The organism is Polynucleobacter sp. 35-46-11 (genome assembly GCF_002281105.1).
The window spans coordinates 1-4,132 of record NZ_NCFJ01000209.1; the positions used below are offsets into that span (position 1 = coordinate 1).

General features: G+C 45.3%; 4 protein-coding genes and 1 pseudogene. All 5 read right to left on the bottom strand.

The annotated features are described in order from the left end of the window. A pseudogene (locus B7Y67_RS11955) lies at positions 1–680 on the bottom strand (2-isopropylmalate synthase); the annotation flags it as partial. 232 nt (positions 681–912) lie between these two features. Further along, a complete protein-coding gene (gene pssA / locus B7Y67_RS11960) occupies positions 913–1,776 on the bottom strand; it encodes a CDP-diacylglycerol--serine O-phosphatidyltransferase (RefSeq protein ID WP_293598837.1) in 864 nt (287 codons plus the stop codon). A 27-nt stretch (positions 1,777–1,803) separates the two neighbouring features. Next, positions 1,804–2,451, bottom strand: coding sequence for a phosphatidylserine decarboxylase (locus B7Y67_RS11965; protein WP_293598838.1), 648 nt, complete (start codon positions 2,449–2,451; stop codon positions 1,804–1,806). Between the two features lie 63 nt (positions 2,452–2,514). Further along, a complete protein-coding gene (gene ilvC / locus B7Y67_RS11970; RefSeq protein ID WP_215303314.1) occupies positions 2,515–3,531 on the bottom strand; it encodes a ketol-acid reductoisomerase in 1,017 nt (338 codons plus the stop codon). A gap of 51 nt (positions 3,532–3,582) precedes the next feature. Further along, positions 3,583–4,074: an acetolactate synthase small subunit gene (gene ilvN / locus B7Y67_RS11975; protein ID WP_015420909.1), complete on the bottom strand. Its 492-nt coding sequence runs from the start codon at positions 4,072–4,074 to the stop codon at positions 3,583–3,585. Positions 4,075–4,132: the final 58 nt, after the last annotated feature.

Sequence of the window (4,132 nt, forward strand, 5' to 3'; positions counted from 1 at the left end):
TCAATTTGACGAGCGCCACCAATCTTCACGCCAGCCAACGAATTAGCAACAGCCATACCCAAGTCATTGTGGCAATGAACAGACCAGACTGCTTTATCTGAATTCGGGACGCGGGTACGCAAAGTTCTAATGAACTCTCCATACAACTCAGGTGTGGCATAACCTACGGTATCGGGGATGTTGATGGTAGTTGCACCTTCATTAATTACCGCCTCAACTACCCTGCACAAGAAATCCATTTCTGAGCGATAGCCATCTTCCGCCGAGAACTCAATATCTTCAGCCAAATTTCGGGCAAAACGAATAGAACGCTTCGCTTGCTCCAATACTTCCTCTGGAGACATCCGCAACTTCACTGCCATATGCAATGGGCTAGTGGCTAAGAATGCATGAATGCGTTTTGCATTAGCAGCTTTCAAAGCATCCGCTGCTCTCGTAATGTCTTTGTCATTGGCGCGTGCGAGTGAGCATACGATAGAATCTTTAACGGCAGCAGCAACCGCAGAGATAGCCTGAAAATCACCCTCAGAGCTTGCAGCAAATCCAGCCTCGATCACGTCTACCTTAAGACGCTCCAATTGGCGTGCAATACGAACCTTCTCATCCTTGGTCATTGAGGCACCAGGCGACTGCTCGCCATCACGCAAGGTGGTATCAAAAATGATTACTTTGTCGCTCATCACTACTCTCCGGTTCAGTCTTACTTAATTATGTTTTCTACTTAATTACAAATCTAAAAACAAAAACCCCAGCAATTTGCTGGGGCTGGTATGTGGTGGCTAATGATTTACTTTGATCTCATTAACTCAGGCCTTACCTGCCCCAAGCTGTAGGCTTAGTGCTAGTAGAAGAAGACCGGAAAGAAGTGAGAAATTCATTAACATGGTTTAAATATAACCTAAAAATCCAGTTTTAGCTAAAACGGCGACCACTCAGTCGTTCCCACGCCCAAATGATATAACCTGAAATGGAATACACCACAAAGAGGCCAAATAGAGTTAAAGGGGGATTGGATGAAATCAACACAAAGGTAAGGATCATTAAGACCATTACACCAAATGGAACCCGATAGCGAACATCCAAGGCCTTACCACTATAAAAACGAGCATTGGACACCATTGTCAAACCAGCATAAACAGCCAAGAAGAAAGTAATCCACGGAATCGCACTGTCGCGTACCGGGATCTTATTGTCATCAGCCAACCAGATAAAGCCGGCCATTAATGAGCCAGCAGCTGGACTTGGCAATCCCTGGAAAAACTTCTTATCAACAACACCGGTATTGACGTTAAAACGAGCCAAGCGCAAAGCAGCACCGGCGCAATAGGTAAAGGCAGCTAACCAACCCCACTTACCTAAATCTTTTAGAGCCCACTCATAAGCCACAAGCGCTGGAGCTACGCCAAATGACACCATGTCAGCCAAAGAATCGTACTGTTCGCCAAAAGCACTTTGGGTATTTGTCATTCGTGCAACACGACCATCCATGCCATCCAAAACCAAAGATGCAAAGATGGCAATCGCGGCCATCTCAAACTGATGGTTCATCGCATTGACGATAGCAAAGAAACCGCAGAACAAGGCTGCAGTAGTGAATGCATTGGGAAGCAGGTAAATACCTTTGCTGCGTTTACGCGGCTTATTCTCGTGCAAGTCTTCTACTTCGAAATCAATTTCATCACCAAGATCCTCCGCCCACTCATCTTGAGTGCGATCGGTACGGGTGCGTGCTAAGCGACTACGGTCAATGCGGCCACGACGACGAAATGTACTCAAAGAATATTCCCAGTTAAAACGACTTAATTAATCTAAGCCGGGTACGCGAGCTAATGCAGTATTCGTAGCAAAAACCTTACCACCAACAGTGACCAAAGGCTCGGCTGTTAAGGGTAAATATACATCGACACGAGAGCCAAAGCGAATAAAGCCGTATCGCTCACCTGCTTTGAGTCTATCGCCCACATGGATATAACAGAGAATACGGCGGGCAATAAGCCCTGCAACTTGAACCAAAGTCACGATTTGGCCATTGGCATCAATCACCACAGCATTACGCTCATTCTCAGTAGAGGCTTTATCTAGATCGGCATTCACAAACTTGCCAGGGAAATACTGAACCTCTTTTACCAAGCCATTGACTGCGCTACGGTTGGAGTGAACGTTAAATACATTCATGAAAACACTAATCTTCAAAGCTTCACGACCCGCATAAGGGTCATTGGCTTTTTCCACAACGACAATACGGCCGTCAGCTGGAGATAAAACTAAGTCACGACCGATGGCAGCAATACGCTGTGGATCGCGGAAGAACTGCAGAACAAAGATAAAGATGATCCACAAAGGCCATGACCACGCAATACCACCTAGGTAGTGGACTAGCAAAGTAATAGCCCCCACTAATGCCAAATACGGCCAACCTTCTTTCGCAATAATGGGGTGCGGATACATCATCTTTGTTCTGAGCCTTTTTAGTTACTGCTATTAATTTCTAACTGCTTGTTACTTTAATGCTGCTTAGTTCTTGGTTTGGTCAACTAACTTGTTCTTTGCAATCCAAGGCATCATCGCGCGCAACTTAGCACCAACTATCTCAATATCATGCTCAGCATTCAAACGACGACGTGAAATCAAAGTAGGTGCACCTGCTTTGTTTTCCAAGATGAAGCTCTTAGCGTACTCACCAGTCTGAATATCTTTCAAGCACTGACGCATTGCATTCTTAGTATCTTCCGTTACAACACGTGGGCCAGTCACGTACTCACCGTACTCAGCGTTATTAGAGATAGAGTAGTTCATGTTGGCGATACCACCTTCGTAGATCAAGTCAACAATCAACTTGAGTTCATGCAAGCACTCGAAGTAAGCCATTTCAGGAGCGTAACCAGCCTCAACCAAAGTTTCAAAACCAGCTTTAATCAACTCGACTGCGCCACCACAAAGAACAGCCTGCTCACCGAACAAGTCAGTTTCAGTTTCTTCACGGAAGTTTGTTTCAATAATGCCGGCACGACCACCACCGTTTGCTGTTGCATATGACAAAGCAACATCACGAGCAGAGCCAGATTTATCTTGGTATACAGCGATCAAATGTGGAACACCGCCACCTTGAGCATAAGTTCCGCGAACAGTGTGGCCTGGTGCTTTAGGGGCAATCATGATGACGTCCAAGTCGGCACGTGGCTGAACTTGACCGTAGTGAACGTTAAAGCCGTGAGCGAATGCCAATGCAGCGCCTTGCTTAATATTTGGATGCACTTCTTTGTTGTACACCTCAGCGATTTGCTCATCAGGCAAGAGCATCATGACTACATCTGCATCTTTAACAGCTTCGCCAACCTCTTTAACTGTCAAGCCAGCATTCGCAGCTTTGCTCCAAGAAGCACCGTCTTTACGTAAACCAACAGTCACGTTGCAACCTGAATCTTTGAGATTCAAAGCATGTGCGTGGCCCTGTGAACCGTAACCAATGATGGTGACTTTTTTGCCTTTAATGAGGGACAAATCAGCGTCTTTATCGTAAAAAACTTTCATGCTCTTTCCTTGTATTGAAAATGTAGTTAATTCAGTAATCAGTTAAAAAAATTAAACCTTGAGAATGCGTTCACCGCGCCCAATACCAGAACCACCCGAACGGACAGTTTCCAGAATTGATGCACGATCAATCGAATCAATAAAGGCATCCAATTTAGCGCCATCACCAGTCAATTCAATGGTGTAGCTCTTATCAGTCACATCAATGATGCGACCACGGAAGATATCCGTTGTACGCTTCAACTCTTCACGCTCCTTACCTACCGCGCGAACTTTAATCATCATCAACTCACGCTCGATATGAGGGCCTTCAGTCAAATCAAATACCTTCACCACTTCAACCAAGCGATTTAAGTGTTTTGTAATTTGCTCAATCACATCCTCAGAGCCAATCGTGACTATCGTCATACGAGAAAGTGAGGGATCTTCAGTAGGTGCAACACTTAAGGTTTCAATGTTGTAGCCACGTGCAGAGAACAAGCCAACAACTCGGGACAATGCGCCTGGTTCGTTCTCTATCAATACAGAAATAATATGTCGCATTAGAGATCCTCGCTACCCAAAAGCATTTCAGTAATACCCTTACCCGCTTGAACCATTG

Bases quoted from the DNA above. Each gene is read 5' to 3' on its own strand.
- B7Y67_RS11965 (WP_293598838.1), bottom strand. From the start codon at position 2,451: ATGATGTATCCGCACCCCATTATTGCGAAAGAAGGTTGGCCGTATTTG.
- ilvC (WP_215303314.1), bottom strand. From the start codon at position 3,531: ATGAAAGTTTTTTACGATAAAGACGCTGATTTGTCCCTCATTAAAGGC.
- ilvN (WP_015420909.1), bottom strand. From the start codon at position 4,074: ATGCGACATATTATTTCTGTATTGATAGAGAACGAACCAGGCGCATTG.